Origin of the sequence: Flavobacterium hydatis (genome assembly GCF_000737695.1) — a bacterium.
Classification (GTDB): Bacteria; Bacteroidota; Bacteroidia; order Flavobacteriales; family Flavobacteriaceae; genus Flavobacterium; species Flavobacterium hydatis.
In genome coordinates, this window is record NZ_JPRM01000010.1 from 1 (window position 1) to 17157 (window position 17157).

Here is a 17157-nt window from a genome sequence, read left to right on the forward strand (position 1 = left end):
CGCTATAACTGTTCTCTGATTTTATATTGTAAAGCTAAATAGCTTCATTTTTAGTTTATTGCAAAAAAAAAAAGTCCTTTCAAATAAATGAAAAGACTTTTGTCGGGGTGGCAGGATTCGAGTTTGCGTTCTTCCCGATTTTGAATCGGGACGCTATAACTGTTCTCTGATTTTATATTGTAAAGCTAAATAGCTTTATTTTCAGTTTATTGCAAAAAAAAAGTCTTTTCAAATAAATGAAAAGACTTTTGTCGGGGTGGCAGGACGACCTACCTATTCCTTAATTCGTTGATTTTATTGGTGTTTCCAAGTACTCCTTCCAAAAGGGGTAGCCGAATAGGTCTCATTTATAACAACTTACCTTATGGCGCTTTGTTTCCTTGATCAATTTAATCGCAGTCAGTCAATGTACTTTTATAGATGTAAATATATTAAAAATGCAGTTACGACACATTTAAAAATAGAGTTTTCTCTACTTTGTTTTTAATTTTTCTATTGGAATCCCTAGGTTAAATATAAAAGATGTTTAATTAGCTAATATTTCCTTAATGCATGCAAAACTCAAATCGGCGCTCAAAGTTTTTTTTAAAACAGTATTAATCTACAACATTAATTTATTAGATAGTTGACAGTCGTCTATTGTACAATTGTCTACTAAATCCGATTTTGGCTACATGGAAGATGTTAGAATAAAATTTGGCGCAAAAATCAAAGCATTAAGAATATCAAAAGGTTATTCTCAAGAAAAACTTGCTGAACTCGCTGATTTAGATAGAACTTACATTCCTGGTATAGAAAGCGGAAAGCGCAATGTTTCAATAATTGTAATTGAAAAAATAGCTAAAGCTTTTCAACTTTCCATCTCTGATTTGACAAACAGCATCTAAGCATTAGATCTTATTCTCAAAATTTGGGACTTATTCTACATTATAGCCACTTTTAATCTAATAAAAATTCGATGTCATTAAATCCATTACTAGAAGAATTAAAAAAACTGAGGGATTCATCAAAGTACGCAGTGGCGCAAGGTGCTTATTCAAACTTAAATGAATTTAAAAAGTATCTGCACATTGAGCGAGACGTTGAGAAAAAATTAAAAAAAATCATATCAGGAGCAAGTGTAAAAGATAATGCACAATTATTGCTGGTTTGTGGCAATGTTGGTGATGGAAAATCACATATACTTTCGCATCTCCATGATGAGCTAAAAAGTGTTATCGCACAATTTAAAATTCATAATGACGCGACAGAATCCCATAATCCAAATGAATCCTCCAATGAAACACTTTATAAGTTATTACAGGGATTTAATGATGAAAATATAAATGCTTCAAAAGACAAAATTATTCTAGCTATAAATCTTGGTACTTTAAGTAAGTTTATTGAAGAATTTGGTGAAGAATTTAAAATCTTAAAAAACTATATTTCATCCAGTAAAATATTAGATACAGATTTAATTCATGATGATGAATTTAATAGCGAAAGTAATTTTCATCATGTGAATTTTACTGATTATCACATGTATTCACTAACAGAAAATGGCCCTACCTCTCATGTCATTTCTACTCTCCTTGAAAAAATAGTTGCTGAAAATGAAGAAAACGCTATACACAAAGCATATCTAGAGTATAAAGTTATTAGTTCGGAAAAAGTATACTGTCCAATACTACACAATTATGAATTTCTCTTTAGTGAAAATAATAGAAATATCATATCACAACTCATAGTAAAGTCCATAATTAAAAGTAAAGAAATAGTTTCGATTCGTACTTTATTAAACTTTATATATGATATAATTGTCCCGGTTGATCTTTCTGTTCTTAATGATGTTGATTATTTCAAAGCAATTGAAAGAATGGGTGGTCCTCAATATATATCAAATTTAATTCCCAACTATTTATTTGAGCATCCAGAGCTTTCCAGTTTATTTGAAAAAATTGAAAGTTTAGACCCCTGTATCTATAGAGATGCTGCTACAGATGATGTTTTATTGACCTTGATAAATGCAGAGAATACACTTGATATTTTTTCAAAACATATTGATAAAAAATATTTGGAGAAAATTGAACCAAAACTAGTAAAGGCCACAATTTCAAAACCTGAACTCTCTCGTTTCTTTATGAGGTTAAACTATTTTAGTAATTATTTTGAAAAAAAATATTTAAAGGATGCTGATTATAATGAGTATTTAATTTGGCTCTTCCATTATAATAATCACAATCCTGTTTACATAAAAAAAATATATAACCTTGTTGAAAATGCGGCAAGGAATTGGAATGGAGACCCAAAAGCAGATGACAAAGTAGTTATAAATGTTGGAAAAAAACAGACTCAGTATAGAGTATTTAAAGATTTTGAAGTCCTTCCAGATGTGGATCCATTAAAAGAAAAAAATGATTCCGTCATTAATAAATTCACACAAGAATTTTCTTTATGCTTTAGAATAAATAATGAAAAAGAAACGATAAGAATTCATGTAGATTTCAGTTTGTTTAAAATATTAAAAATGATTTCGCAAGGATATAGGCCTAATAAAAAAGACAACAATAACTATGTCTATTTTGTTAATTCCATCAATACTTTAATCAATCAAAACAACAACAAAGCCGCATTGTATATTGACGAAGTTAATATTGGAAAACCGGTTGATTACAAATTTTCCAAAGACGCTTTTAGTGGTTATAAATTTCAAGTGATATGATGCAAATAGAATTAAATAAAGCCGGAACAAATAGTCTTGAAAAAAGATATTTAAAAAACAAGACCTTTAGTCATGTCACTGGTAATCAAATAAGATTATTGCCATTTAAAACCAATCCTAGCGGCGATACTTTTACTGAAGATTTCAAATCTTTTCAAGGTATAATTGGTGAATTGTTTAGAATTTTGAATAATAAAACTCAAGTTGAGTTAAAGCAAAGTAACAGTTCCTTTAAGATTGAACTTAAAGAAACTATTATACAGCAAGCCATATCTAAAGTCGAAACTCAAAATATTGAGGAATTAAAAAACATGCTTTCCAAAATATTCTTTGATGAAGAAAATGGATTGATAAAATTCAACATTAAGACTCTTTCTTACATGAATTTTATCAATTCTAATAATGCCATTAGAGAGGTTTCGAAATTTATTTTTGATGTTTTTTTAAATGACAATTTTGATCCAAATAGTTTTGATGAGGATACAAATAGCGAAAACATTTTACATCAATTAATGCTACAATGCTTACCTGAACTATCAGTTTTAACTTCTAAACCAAAGGGTCTAACTTATCAAAATTTATTTCCAGAAATAAAGGATAGATTTGTTGAAGACTTTGCATTTTTAGCACATAACAATTCTTTTCTATTAAAGCACGTTGAAGACTTTTTTAAATATTATTATTTTCATTATCTAAGCCAATTAAACCTCCGTTTTAATGATTTTGGAACTGCCAAAGCAAAAATAAAACCTATCTATTACACAATGGATTGGGAAACTATCTCAGAAGCAAGATTATTAAGTCATACTGTTGGTTGGAAACAATTAAATAAATCTTCGGAATCTATTTTTGCACATGTTAACACTTTAGAATTATTGAATTATATCTATGTTGATGGAAAACTGGTTCAAGACTATCAAAACATTAGAAGTATCTGCAATAGCTTTAATTCTGATGAAAAAGAAAAATTTCAAGGTTGTATCAGTGAATTAATAAATTTTTACACAGAAAATATTACCGTTTTTGACACAGGAAAAAATTGGATAGATTGTGATCGTCTATTAGAGCTTGATTTATTTTATAACAATCTTTCAGATAAGATATCTCAAGATATATATTCTCTTTGGTTTAAAATAAAATATCAGTTTGAAAACTCGTCCAGAAGCAAACCTTATAGCGACTATTCTAAGTGGTACTCCCAGTTTGGTAAAGTGAACTACACTAAGTTCAGAGGTAGATTAGGTAACACAACTGTTTTATCACAAGAACTTTTATTGTTCCTAACGAGATTATGCATCGGAAGCGATGATAAGATACGATTAAAAACATTATGGGATAAATTTAAGGACAGGGGAATTGTCTTTGATGAAACGACAAAATTGGAAATTACCAAATTGTATGAAAAAATTAATTTAATAGAGAAAAAAAGTGATAGCGGAGATGCACAATACGTCAAGTCAACTATATAAATATGTTTCAGATTTAATAATCGGATATTTTATTTCACAGAAAATCCAACCTGGTGATCGTTTTAATCTATATCTGGAAGACAAGGAAAATATTGAATTTCTTTATGAGTCGTTGCATCATTCTTCAACGGTAGCTATTGAACCATTTTCATATACTCATCCTGAAGGAGGCGAAGCTTATACTACTTTCTGCTTAGTAATCGATAATACGAAAGTAATCATTGCCTCCAGTACTTTTGCTTCTGAGGATTACTTCACCATGCTCAGAAATAAAGTCGCTGATCAAAATGATATTTTTGAAGGAACTGCCATTCTAATTTTATTTAGTGGAAAATTGGATAGCTTGTTAGGTGGTAGTGGTAGTTTAATTAAGGAAGGAATGCCTTTGCATTATTCAAGATTTAAAAATCAAATTGAATATGATATTGAAAATAATTCTACATTAAAAAAGTACGAGAAACTAATTTTAAAATCAGTATTAGATAGAAAAACAAAAAGTGTTGTTGAAGACAATAACTCTATTTTTGATTATGAACAGGTCATTAATTCACTGCAAAAAGGCACAATTGATTTAAAAGATTATCGGTTTTTAGGACTTTTCCCGCAAGAAGAATTAGGTAGTAAACATGGAGACCTTTCAAAAGATTTGACTAGTAACTTTAGTCTTTATGAAAAATTTGAAAATATTTTTTTAAACGGAAATCCTGCTTCGGATTTAGAGCAAGATTTACCGAGTACAGCTCTTACCAGAATTATAAAAGAGGACTGGCATGACTTTGATTATTCGGAAATAGTTAAATGGATGGATAAGGAGAAAGAAAAAGCTCCGCCAGTCTTTCAAAATATTGAAGGTGACAATTTACTGCAAACCATATGGTACAATACCGACGGTGATTCAGTATCTAAAAAGAGGAATGTAAACCTTATTGTGTTTAATCCTTCATTGGAACTTCCATTCAAAATAAATGTAAAATATGATCAATTTGTAAAAAAGGAAGGTCTTAGCATTAAGCACGGTTCAAAAAACATTAGTGCAACCACTAGCGGATTCAGTATTGTTTTAGAGTTTAAAGAATTCGATGCTCAGAATTTATTTACTTTGATTGAGTACAAAGATTCTGAAACCGATAAAAAGTATGTAATCAAGATATTGCACCTACCATTTAATCCAAATATCTTTTCGCAATTTGAAGGAAACTTTCAATTAAACATACAAAAATCGAACTCTTACCTCCAAATAAAAGAAAGTCCATCATTAGTTTTTAATCCAGATGGTGCAATACTTACTACGGAACTTTTAAGTTTGAATAGAACTTTTGAAATAAAAGAAGAAAATAAATTAATAATAAACAATGATTATTCACTAGCTCAGGAGGACCTAATTCATTTTAAAATAGAATTATTTGATGTTGTAATACCTATTGCTTTTAAGACAGATTTTGAGGCACCAAAACCAATATCAGGGCTTGATGTATGGAAAGAAAAAAGAGTTAATTGCCTTGATTTTAAATACAAAAAGGAAGGAAATATTATAAAATTGTTGTTTAAAAATAATGAAAAAACAGTTAGTGGTGAATTTAGAAATAATTTGATTCAAGAAGAACAGATTATAAACTCTGAAGGATATTCCTGGCTCTTAGGTAATGAAAATAGTATTTCAAATAATGAGTTAGAATTAAGTGATGACGTGAAATTAGCTTTTAATAAACTCAGGGCTTATTATAAAATTAAAGAAACCCAACCTAGTTTAGTATACTTGAATGAAGAATTGAAGCAAATTGCAATTGAATATGTTAGCTGCTTTATAATGCAATTGGAACAGTTAGAGGAAAACAAACCGTTGACGTTTAAACAAAAAAACCTCTTATGGTTAGGTGTGGTCAAGGAAATTGGAGGTGAAGAAAAAATTAAGTTTAGTCCCTTACATCCCCTCAATGTAGCTTATCAACTTCAATTAAATAATGATTTAAAAAATGAAGAAATTTACAATGCTATCTTAAAACGTTTAAGTCCTACTAATTTGATTCCTTATATCGAAGGAAAACCAAATGAAATCTATATACCGATTGAATCGAGTCATTCTCCGGAATGGCTTTATTACACCGTTTATTTAAATTCAGAGCAAGCTGTTCCAAAAAGTTTTGTATCTAATTTAGTTACTGATAAAATTAAAGACTTCACCACAAATTTTGAATTTCTTTTTGATCAATCTAAAAAATCCCCTATAAAAATCAACGTTATAAACCTTGGCGATTGTAGAGAAGTTGTAGATGGGATATTTGAATACTACAGAAAATACTTGAACAGCAACCTAACTAAACGTTTGACTGATTTGCTGCCTATTGAAGTAAGCATTTATGGCTCTGAAAAATTAGTTACTAAATTTGAAGAACTTACTTTTTACGAAAAGGTTGATGATATAGAAAAACATTTGAAAATAGAATTGAAAACGAAAAACTTTGAAAAGGAAGACCTTTTGAATTTCTTTCTCGAACGAGTAAAATTCTATTCTAAAAAGCAGCCGACAAAAGCAGAGAAGTACGAGTACGCCCATATTACTTTCTATCAGTTTGATGTGACTAAAACTGAAAAATCGTATGATGAAATGAGTTTGGTGAAAACAGGTATTTCATTTAATGGCTTAATGGCTGATGTAGCCTCTACTCCAGGACCGGAAAATTACAGGACCGGATTTGGTACTATGGATTTGCCTGAAAATCAAAATGAATTAATAAAACTTACTTCTTTATTTAATTCATTTGTTCGTGTTGCATCTAATAATCACCCGTATGGACGTAATAATGCACTTTGTACCACTATTGATTATGATATTAAAAAGCAATTAGAAAAGTTATATCATGACTCACAATGGGTAACATATATTGATCCTAAGGTTGACTTAGATTTTTTTAAGGAGAATAAGGATTTAGTTATTATTCATTATAGTGACCAATACAATAATTCTAATGGATATGATGCAATAACCGTTAGCCGTAAAACCAGTCAATATGAATTTGTAGTAAAAGAATTTTTAGAGAAACATCAAGTCCAATTTAATCCGGTTACAGATACAATTAATATTATTAATTTTTTCAATGCTATTAATGGCGAATGGCTATTAAAGCTAATACGTCAACATAGCCAGTTTCCACGAGAAAAATTAAGTCTTTTGTCTGGTATTAAAACTTCATTAACTTTTTTACATCATCCTAATATTATTTGGATTCCAATCTCATTGGAAGAAATTTTAAGAGTTTCCGGTAATGCCGGCTTAAATATGGGTGAAGGTTTATTTTCTACTAAAAATCTTGGTGCAATAGGTTCTTTTAGTGATGATTTATTATTTATTGGACTGGAAGAATTAGACAATCAATTACTAATGCATTTATACCCTGTTGAACTAAAAATTGGTGGGTTAGGTATTGTAAAAAAAGGGGTTGATCAAGGAAAACATACCGCTCAGTTACTTTATGAGCACTTAAATAAGGAAGGATTCTTAAGTGAGTTTTACAAAAATTTCTTTGCTAAAATTGCTCTCACTAATGCTGAAAAAATGAAACTTTTCCACGTATGGGATAATCAAAACTGGGATACTATAACCAAAAATTATCGTAATGATTTGTTGAATAATAACTTCAAAATAAGTAATCGATTAAAGAATACTATTGGGGTTTTTGGATTAATACACTTTGGAAATGATGTCTTTAAAAGAAAAATAAGCATTAACGAAGAGTACATGAGGGTAGATTTACAAGAAGCCGATGGTTATAACTTTCTTGTAAAATCAATCGACGATTTAATTCATCTCTTTCATAACACGGAAACTACAATCGAGAAAGACAGCTTGTTAGTAAATGCCTTTCCAAATGCAAATTTAGAAATATTTACACATGTTGCCCCGGTAGTTGATGGACCAATTAGGCAAGACTACCTTAGTACAGATGAGCAGGATATAGAACCTACAGAGAATTTTAAATCAGATGAAGACCCTTTACTTTATAACAGTGGTGAAGGAATCGAGATAGAATTTGGTACTGATTTAAATAGTTTAAAAACTATTTATTGGGAGCCTAATAATACCAACAAAGTAATGCACACTAATACTGGTATTATTGGTACAATGGGGACAGGGAAAACACAATTTACTAAATCGCTGATTACTCAATTAAATTCTGATTCAAATAAAAATATTGGGAATGAAAAGCTAGGGATTTTAATCTTCGACTATAAAGGTGATTATATTAAAGAGGACTTTGTCTCTAAAACTAATGCTACGGTATTAAATCCTTACCATTTGCCATACAATCCATTGGCACTCGACGCTACAGAGTCATCAAAACCTATGTTGCCTCTACATACAGCTAATGATTTAAAGGAGACTATTTCCAACGCTTTTAATTTAGGGAATGTGCAAAAACAAAGATTACGTGACGTTATAGTTGAAGCTTATGAAGAGAAAGGCATACTTAAAGCCAATAAAGACACCTGGACACGTAATCCTCCAACTTTAGGGGACGTCTGTGACATTTATTTGGGAAGTGAAAAAAACTCTCAGGACAGTTTGTATGCTGCAATCTCTAATCTTTCTGAATTTGAAATTTTTGAGCCAGATGTTACTAAAACACAATCGCTTTATTCTTTGATTGAAGGTGTCGTAGTAATTAATTTATCTGGTTATGATGAGTCTATTCAGAACCTAATTGTAGCTATTACCCTAGATGCTTTTTATACTCAAATGCAACGACATGGTCACAGTTTAATAAAAGGAAATAATCGACAGATTAAAAAGATGATTTTGGTAGATGAAGCGGATAATTTCTTGAGCAAGAATTTTAATTCTATTCGAAAAATATTAAAGGAGGGACGAGAATTTGGTGTTGGAACAATACTTTCTACCCAATTTTTAAATCATTTTGCTACCAGTGAAAATGAATACTCAAATTATATTCTGACTTGGGTTATTCACAGAGTAAACGAAATCAAAATGAAAGAGGTGGAATCCCTATTTTCATTAGACAGTAAATTGCAAAAAGAGAATTTAATTAAAACCATCAAAGGTTTAGAGAAGCACCAAAGTATTATTAATCTTGCAGGATCAGATCCTATATTAATTAAGGATAAAGCATTTTGGGAATTATAAAATAATGATTGAATATCAGTAAAATTCTAAAAGTCAAATTTATGAGAGTAGAACCAGAATATGCAGCTGTTGGAACTTTTTTTACAAATAACCCAATGTTTAGAGTGCCAAAGTATCAAAGAAGTTATGCATGGGAAATTTATGAAGTAGATGATTACGTAAAAGATCTATCAACTTGCTATGAAAAAAGAAAGGCTGGTACGCCAATAAATCATTTTTTTGGCGGAATGGTTAGTGTTGAAAAATCTGTTGTTGGAGTTGTTAGACAACACGAGTACGAATTGGTAGATGGTCAACAAAGATTGTCAACATTTGTACTAACAATTGGAGCCTTAATATCTGTTTACAAAGAAATATTAGTAGAAGCAGTAAATCTTGCAGATACTGTTAACGAAACAATTATAAATAGAAGAATAGATAGATTAACAAAAAGATTTATTGAGTTCGAACAAGAAGTAAATAGAGAGACCATAAATGTAGATGCATTAATTATGTCTACAGCGGATGAACAATTTTTCAAAGATATTATAAGACAAAATAATCCGACATCATCAAGAGTGTCCCACGATAGAATTGAATTTGCCTACAAAAAACTTAGAGAAAAAATATTATCAACTATTAGTACAGCTTCAACATTAATAGAAAAAATTGATAATTTGGAAATATTTGAGCATATAATTGATGATGATTTCTCCATGATACATATCATTACTTACGATAAAAAAGAAGCTTATAAATTATTTCAAGTTTTAAATGATCGAGGTAAAAGTTTGACAGAGGGAGATTTATTACGTGCCAAGACTTTAGAAATTTTAGAAAGCTATACCGCAAAGCAAGATTCTGCGGAAAGATTATGGGACGATATTTTAAAGGACCCTCCAAAAATAATTGATAATTATTTGAGGTGGATTTATTCTTCTCATAAAGGATCGAGAGCAGGTAGTAATACATTATTTGATGACTTCCTAAATCAATTTTATCCTCAGCATCTTCTTTCTGTAAACGCAACTAATGCACAAAAAATTTTAGATTCTACTTTATCTATACAAAAAGAAATAATAATATTAAGAAAATTATCCGAAGGTACCTGGCCGTTTCAATCGACAAATCCTATAACAGCTTGGGATAGAAACAGACTTACACTTTTAATTAGAGAATTAGGTTTTACTGTAACTATTCCATTATTACTTTCATGTTATTTATTAGGTGAAAGAAAATTTTCGGATATAGTTCAAATTTTAGAGAAATTTTTATTTAGATATAAAACAGTCTCTAACGAGCACATAGAAGCGGTGGTCACAATCTTTCACGCTCAGTCTGTTTTAATAAGGGCAAACCCTACAACATATAATGTTAATACTTTAAAAATCGCATTACGAGCATTACTTACTTCAAGAGTTAATGATGTTCACTTTAAAAGTTCTTTGGACACTATGTCTTATAAAGAGGGAGGTGGTAACAAGCCTTTAAAATATTTTTTAATGACTTTAGAACATTATAAAAGATGGTATAATGCAGGAGCAACTGGAGTACCTATCTGTAATGACAAAACTAGGGTTTATGATTTCTCAAGTACAACAATAGAACATGTATATCCAAGAAATGCACATGGAGCAGTTATTAATACATCTTTGGAACCATTTAAAAATGAGATTGAAAATTTAACTTTTATGGGGCCTACTGATAATGTAGCTGGTGGAAATGATGATTTTGCTACAAAAAAACCAATCTTTTCAGCTTCATCAGTTAGTTTAAATATTGATATTGGTAATATGACTCAATGGACAAATACTGAACTATCTTCAAGAAAAAATTTATTAAAAGATATGGCTTGTAAAATATTTACAATATAATGAATGAGTTTTCCTTTGAAAAAGAAATTGTAAAAGTTTTTCAAAGTACTACCAATAGTTATAAATATTATTGGTGGTACTCTGTGTTGCAATTAATAAAAAATAAGGAGAGAAAAAATTTTAAATTTGATGAGCTAGCTATACAGATGATTGTACTTGCATGGTATCCAGTAAACTATTACAAATTGTCTTTAGGAAAACAAGATCAATTAGCTAAATATATTATTGAGATTAAAAATAATTTTAGTGAATTAAATGATGATATCAGTGAAGAGGACTTATTATTATTTTTAAGGTACAATAAAGAGCGAAGAATATTAAAAGAAATTCTTAGCAAGTTAATTAAATATGTTCCTTATAGATTTGTTAGGCCTTGGTTTAATGAAACTATTGGAATTGATGATAGTAAGGTCAACAATTTCATTATTTTATTACAAAGTACACCTAATAGACAAGCTCCTTATTTAATCGATACTGAAGCAAATGAGATTGTTTTGAATCCGAAATGGTTTGAGTGGATTTATTCAAATATAAAGATCATACAAAGTTTTACTTTATTTGAGTTGTTCAAATATGTTGAAAAAAATAATCCATACGTAACCAATATATCTTTAAAGCTATTCAAACCCCAAACAAGAAAACTATCAGAACCAACAAAATTGTGGAAAAACTTTATAGAAATAAAAGGATTTGAAAACAAATCAGTTTTTGAAAATAAGCCTCTACTTACTTTGAAAAATTTTTGTATAGATCATTATTTACCCTGGTCTCTAGTTACACATGATAAACTATGGAACTTGCATCCTATAGAAAAAGTAGTAAATAGTTCCAAGAGTAATAAGATTGCAGATAGTAAGTATTTAGGCAATTTTACTGATCTGCAATTCAACTTTATTCATCATATTTCATCTCTAAATCCTAAATACTTAGAAGATTACTTTACTTTGTTTTCAATAAATAAAACAGAACTTTTGAGTATCCCAAGCTTTAGGTTTACAGAATTACTTAGTACAAAAATTGCAGTCGAAATTGAGCTCGCCAACAATCTAGGATATTATACTAAATGGTCATACTTAATCCAAGATTAATCTTTTCTGTTAAAAAATCAAAACCATCAATGTTCGAACGATTATTTACTTCTTCATTTAAAAGTTGTAGCCCTTCATCTACGTGCATTTTGATATAGCGACCTATATCTTTGTCTGTTTTGTATAAGCCATAATGTACACAAAGCAATCCAAGGTAGATATCATAATAATCTCCAAAGAGCACCGATTTAGAATACTCCTTGCCTCCAGCATCTTTTATGTCATTTAAATCTAACTTTTTATCTTGGGAGAGAGAATATGTATAGGCAATTCTTGCTATCACATTTTCGGTTCCTAAACCCAACTTACGAGTCAGTAGCGCAACCACTTCTTTATTTTCTTTACTAGTTTTAATTTGCGTAAACATCTTGCTCTTGTTTTAGGTGTGTAAATAATTGGTCTACTGCAAATGGTTTAAAGCTCGAACCGTTATTGTTGTTTTCGATAACAAAAACCTTATTTACGTTCGGCTTTAAATAGTCATATTCCAATTCAGACAATTCCTTTTCCAAAAGCGGGAATAGTACCACTTGCTCTGATATTGCAGGGTAAAATTCTTTTATAATATTTTTAGAATGGTATTTGTCAAATTTCTGCAATGGACTATCAATGAAAACTGGAAATTTAATTCCGGACTCGTCTACTAATGCCTTCAACAAAGCTGTAGCGTACAACTGTTGTTCTCCTTTAGACAATGAATCCTTATCTATAATTTGATCACTTTTATCCAGCAAATCAATATCCATTACATCATCAATCACATTTACACGAATATTATGAATGAAATCACTTTTATGCATAATTTTTTTCAAACCGAGCATAATGGATTTTTGAAGAGAAAATTTCTTATCTTCTTTTATTTTTAGTATTATCGAATTAATTTTTATTAATAGCTTCTCCGTTACTTCGTGTTTTTTCTGATCAGTATCCACCAATTTGAAATTCTTTTCGTATTCCGATAATACCTTTCTAACCGAGGCTAATCTAGTATGTAAACTTTCGTTTTCTTCAAGTAACTTACCCTTACTTAGTGTTAAAACAGTAATTCTGTCTTCTGCTTCCTTTTTCTCTTCTCGCAACTTTTGGGCTAAAGGATTGTCTTTTCTTGCTTCTGCCTGTTTAATTTGTTGATAAACCTTATTAAGATAAATTCTATTGTTCTTCTCTTCTTGAACTACAGCGGTAAACTGGCTTGAAAACGCTCCTTTTATGTTATTATAAACAGCCTCAAAGTTTCGGAATTGCTCGGTGGTGTAATCTAAAAGTACCTTGTCTGAATTAATGCCTTGTTTCTCAGTTTGCTTCTGCGAAATGGTTTGTTTTAGCGCTTCCTGTACTTTAGATTTAGCACTGCTATCTAAGTTTAAAGCATCTAGTTTTGCCAGTAAAACAATCGAAAATGAGTTCAATTCTTCATCTAAGAAGGTTTTATCAATCAACTTATTGTTTGCACTTTGTTCAGAAACCAATTGTTGTTTTAACTGTACTAATTTTTTTCCTGCAATTACCAATGGTGCAATATCCATTAGTTTTTTTAGCTTATTTTTAATGTCTGCTGATTCATGTTTTAATTTATCTCTCTCTAACTTCATTTTTTGAAGTTCTTCTAAAGTGATTCCATTACCCTCACGAATTAACTTCTCTTGGAGACCATCGCTAATAATTTTATGATTCCCAATTTCACGGTCAATATTTAATTGCTTGTCCTGATTGATTTCAATTAAACCATTTATCTCAGTTTCTGTATCTGTCAACTCAAATAATTTGGTTTGCTGTAGTGGGGAAGCACCGCTTCTACGAAGTTTTGTTAGCAACGTTTCCAAATTCTTTTTCAAGTCCTCATACTTCTTAATCCCTAACACCTCCGAATAGGCTTTACTTAAATTTTTTAGTTCTGATTTAGACTTAGCCTCAGCAAGCGAAACTATTTTTTCTGCATCAAAGAAGAAAAATTTGGCGATTTCACGTGGTAGAATAAAATCGTTAATAAAAACCTCAAAGCCCACCTCTTTAGTTAGCTCATTTTCTAGTCCATCAATGTAGATTTTTAAATCCTCCGAATCTTTCCGCAAGTCATACGATCTTTTGATAACTACAGATTTGCAAGGTATGGAAGGTATTAAAATGTCTTTTAATTCGATTTCAACGGATACGACAGGACTACCTTTTCCAGTGTCTTCAAAGTGGGTTCTTACCTCCCTATTTAAAAGCGTTTTACTAAACTTCTCATAACCTCCGGCATTTTTAATGTCTCTTTTATACTTGTCTTCCACTTCGCTCATCATCTTACCATAAAAAACCCAGATAAGAGATGTTAAAAATGTTGTTTTACCAAATCCATTTTTACCGGCAATTATGCTAATATTCTTAGAAGCGTTTGGAGTAAAAATTATCTCATTTTCATCTTTGTAAATTCTAAAGTTTTGGAATTTTATTTTATTGATTTTCATAGCTCATTTTCATTTACAAAACTTTCAATTCTTTTTTCGACATCATTGTGAAGTCCATATTTAGAAATCATTAGAGTTTTGGTTTCTTGTAAAGAAATCAAATTATCAATTAAATGGTAATAATCTGGTTCATCCTCACATACTTCTCTCAATATTCTTCGCTCAGTGTCATCAAGCGATTTAATATTGTTGGTACTGATTTCTTTATTATAAATTTCTTTATACAAATCTCCTACAGTATGATCAAAATATCCATCCCTATTCCAAGTTACTTGAATAGCAATAAGTTCCTGATTATTAATCAGTGTAATATGAGGTCTTTCCTTTTGAATATCTTTTTGAACCAATAATAAATCTCTCAATATTTGGTATCTGTATTCTGCAGTATAATTACCGTTATAAGTACCGTCGTCCCTTACTGCTTCTTGACCATTTCGTCTAGTATCTGATCTGTTTTCAGAGATATTTCTTCCCTCAACCAACCTATTTCTAAATTCCAACAAAGGGTGCATCCAATTCTGACCATTGTTAACTAAAGACGACATCGATTTGTCATTTTTAACAACTGTACAAGTCCAGCAGCCGAAGCGACTTTGCCCACAGGAAGTGTGCTCTTTATTCACTACTACCGTTGGACATTCATAATCATCAGCACTGGCGTCGGCATATATTTTAAAAAGGATTGAATTATCAAAACCCCAGGGAGTTTTTACAGCATTAATAATATACCATATCTCATCTACAATCATTTCTTTAATTGGAGCGTAAACATATGTATTTGCTGTAGTTTGATGCTTTGATAATCTACTTCCTGTTACCTCATGTTTTCTGATAGATCGCTCTCTGGTTGCACTTTCATCATAACGTGTTCCTAATAAAACAATAGCTTCTCCCTTTTCATCTATCTGCTCTAATAAAAAATTGGAAGTTGGTCTTATTTTTAGTTTATCTGTACACCATCTAAAAGCATTATTTGGTACCGGATATCCTTTACCAATAACATTAGTCCAAAAAGTTTCCTCAAGTTTAGGTGTTGTTTTTTGAACAAATATTGGCAGATCTTGATCTCTTGCAGCTTCAGTAATTTTTACTAAAACATCTTCCACATAGTTTGCAATAATTGGGTTTTCAACCATTGTATCGTTGCATACTACATAAATCTTTCTTTTTAACTGAAAAGGAAATGGCAAGTCCTCTCGTATTCTTTGTAGTGCAATCCAAACAAGCATTAGTAAAACAGTTGAATCTTTACCACCACTAAATCCAATTATCCACGGTCTGTCTGATTGATCTGCATAAGCATATTGATCAATAATTTCGGCTATTATTCCCTCAACTTTTTTATTTTTTATGGGTGTCATTAGAAGTATTTAAGTCTCTTTAAAAGTAGAGAATTGTAGACATATTTTTCTGCAAATCTACTCTTATTTATAAACATTTATTTTACTTTAAGAATATTTTATTTTCCCCCTTTAGCCTATGATTTTACTCATATTGTAAATAGGCAATTCAAGTATACTGTTGAAAACCCTAGTTGAAATCGATAACTTATTGGTAATGATGGCAGTTAAGGGGAAATGCCAGATTTCAAAAATGATGCTACGATACTTATCCAAATAATAAAGTAGACTTAAATATTTCTGTAAGATTTAACTCTATTTTCATAAGTAAGGTTTGTTATTTAGTCACACCTAAATTTATCTACTATAAACCTTATTGCTTCCCTTCATTTTTTTTATCAAGAAACCAGTATGCTTTTGTCTCATTTCAGCAGCAAAGGTATTTCCGTGTCCTTAACGCAACAGCAAGGCCAGGCCCTTCAGGTTTGATAAAAAATCTCCACCCATCCGGGTTGTATTTTTTGTCAAAACCTTGCTATTGCTAAACACTAACCTTTTTATGCTCCTGAAACGAAACATAGCATACTCCGGCTCTTTAGACGAATAAAAAAAATGTCAGCAATGAGAAATAAAATATTAAAAATGGATTTGATGAAACAAAACAGCACCTCCTCTCATTGCCGAATAAAATTTCAAAAAAAAAAGAATCACTAAAAATCGTAGAAATTATGAACATCACAGGAAGAGTGACAGCGGATGCGCAGGTACGCAACGTGTCGAACAGTAAAACAGTAGTAAACTTTTCGGTAGCCATCAACGACAGCTACAAAAACAAAGCGGGCGAACGCATAGAGCAGACAACGTATTTCGACTGCGCCTATTGGCTTAGTCCAAAAGTAGCGCAGATACTCACAAAAGGCACGGTGGTAGAACTTACTGGCAAAGTGAGCGCAAGGGCTTGGACAGGCAGTGACGGACAACCGCACGCAGGACTGAACTTCAATACCTCGCAAATCAAACTGCACGGGGGCGGTAAAAAATCCGAAGCGGTACAGGCTCCTACAGGAAACAATACTGAGGATACAAAGGACGACCTACCATTTTAACAACTAGAAC

The 17157-nt window shown here is 30.8% G+C and carries 10 protein-coding genes; 7 read left to right on the top strand and 3 right to left on the bottom strand.

The window, feature by feature from the left end:
• Positions 1 to 674: 674 nt before the first annotated feature.
• The 6 genes from IW20_RS07620 to IW20_RS07645 all read left to right on the top strand — a co-directional run bounded on the left by IW20_RS07620 (position 675) and on the right by IW20_RS07645 (position 12251).
• Complete coding sequence (locus IW20_RS07620; protein ID WP_035620570.1) at positions 675 to 887, top strand: helix-turn-helix domain-containing protein; 213 nt, start codon at positions 675 to 677, stop codon at positions 885 to 887.
• Between the two features lie 71 nt (positions 888 to 958).
• Positions 959 to 2701: a DNA phosphorothioation-dependent restriction protein DptF gene (gene dptF, locus IW20_RS07625; RefSeq protein WP_035620572.1), complete on the top strand. Its 1743-nt coding sequence runs from the start codon at positions 959 to 961 to the stop codon at positions 2699 to 2701.
• The gene (gene dptG / locus IW20_RS07630) at positions 2698 to 4170 is read left to right on the top strand and encodes a DNA phosphorothioation-dependent restriction protein DptG (RefSeq protein ID WP_035620574.1); all 1473 of its coding nucleotides are present in this window, start codon (positions 2698 to 2700) and stop codon (positions 4168 to 4170) included. Before dptF ends, dptG begins: the two co-directional genes overlap by 4 nt.
• Positions 4142 to 9310, top strand: coding sequence for a DNA phosphorothioation-dependent restriction protein DptH (dptH, locus tag IW20_RS26575; protein ID WP_035620577.1), 5169 nt, complete (start codon positions 4142 to 4144; stop codon positions 9308 to 9310). The genes dptG and dptH overlap by 29 nt, the downstream gene beginning before the upstream one ends.
• A gap of 41 nt (positions 9311 to 9351) precedes the next feature.
• The gene (locus IW20_RS07640; RefSeq protein WP_051885634.1) at positions 9352 to 11163 is read left to right on the top strand and encodes a DUF262 domain-containing protein; all 1812 of its coding nucleotides are present in this window, start codon (positions 9352 to 9354) and stop codon (positions 11161 to 11163) included.
• Entirely contained in the window at positions 11163 to 12251 is a 1089-nt protein-coding gene (locus tag IW20_RS07645; protein ID WP_035620579.1) for an HNH endonuclease domain-containing protein, read from the top strand. The genes IW20_RS07640 and IW20_RS07645 overlap by 1 nt, the downstream gene beginning before the upstream one ends.
• On the opposite strand, the gene IW20_RS07650 is transcribed toward IW20_RS07645, so the two are convergent.
• Genes IW20_RS07650 through dndC form a run of 3 tightly spaced genes read right to left on the bottom strand, consistent with a single transcriptional unit; the run spans position 12223 to position 16062 of the window.
• A complete protein-coding gene (locus IW20_RS07650) occupies positions 12223 to 12618 on the bottom strand; it encodes a DndE family protein (RefSeq protein WP_035620581.1) in 396 nt (131 codons plus the stop codon). The genes IW20_RS07645 and IW20_RS07650 overlap by 29 nt on opposite strands.
• On the bottom strand, positions 12602 to 14701 hold the full coding sequence (dndD, locus tag IW20_RS07655; RefSeq protein ID WP_051885635.1) for a DNA sulfur modification protein DndD: 2100 nt from the start codon (positions 14699 to 14701) through the stop codon (positions 12602 to 12604). The genes IW20_RS07650 and dndD overlap by 17 nt, the downstream gene beginning before the upstream one ends.
• The gene (gene dndC / locus IW20_RS07660; RefSeq protein WP_205625904.1) at positions 14698 to 16062 is read right to left on the bottom strand and encodes a DNA phosphorothioation system sulfurtransferase DndC; all 1365 of its coding nucleotides are present in this window, start codon (positions 16060 to 16062) and stop codon (positions 14698 to 14700) included. Before dndC ends, dndD begins: the two co-directional genes overlap by 4 nt.
• Positions 16063 to 16769: 707 nt before the next feature.
• Between dndC and IW20_RS07665 the strand changes: the two genes are divergently transcribed.
• Positions 16770 to 17147, top strand: a complete 378-nt coding sequence (locus tag IW20_RS07665) for a single-stranded DNA-binding protein (protein WP_035620826.1) — start codon at positions 16770 to 16772, stop codon at positions 17145 to 17147.
• The last annotated feature ends 10 nt before the right edge of the window (positions 17148 to 17157 follow it).